Source organism: Neisseria sp. P0021.S007 (assembly GCF_051956855.1).
This window is the reverse complement of record NZ_JBQCXA010001432.1, coordinates 1-483: the sequence shown is the minus strand read 5'-3', so window position 1 is coordinate 483 and position 483 is coordinate 1. Positions and strand designations below refer to the sequence as shown.

Here is a 483-nt window from a genome sequence, read left to right as displayed (position 1 = left end):
CGCAAACGCCACGCCATACGTTCGGCAGACTTGCTGAAGGCATCGATGAGGCCGGCGACGCTTTCGGCTTGTGCAAGGTCGAGTTTGTTGTTGCGGCCGGCGCGTTTGGTAAATTCGCCCGGCTCCGCCATTCGCGCACCCAGTTCGAAGCAGCGCGATAGCAACATGTCCATCAAGACGGGGCCACCGTGTCCCTGCAACTCAATCACGTCTTCGCCGGTAAAGCTGGCTGGCGCGGCGAAGTAGAGCAGGATGCAGTTGTCTATCGGCTGTCCGTCGCCGCCGAGAAAGTCGGTGTAAAGCGCGGTGCGCGGCTTGGGTGTTTTGCCGCCGCTGAGGGTTTGCGCCAAAGACAGCAGGTTTTTGCCGGAAAGGCGGATCACGCCGACTCCAACGCGTACGGGTGCGGTGGCGATGGCGGCGATGGTGGGTTGGGTTACGGACATGAGAACTCGCGTATAGGTAAATTTAATGTGCGTATTA

The 483-nt window shown here is 59.6% G+C and carries 1 pseudogene; it reads right to left on the bottom strand.

The window, feature by feature from the left end:
* Positions 1 to 446, bottom strand: a pseudogene (locus ACTHUR_RS19560) (tRNA uridine-5-carboxymethylaminomethyl(34) synthesis GTPase MnmE); the annotation flags it as partial.
* Between the last annotated feature and the right edge of the window lie 37 nt (positions 447 to 483).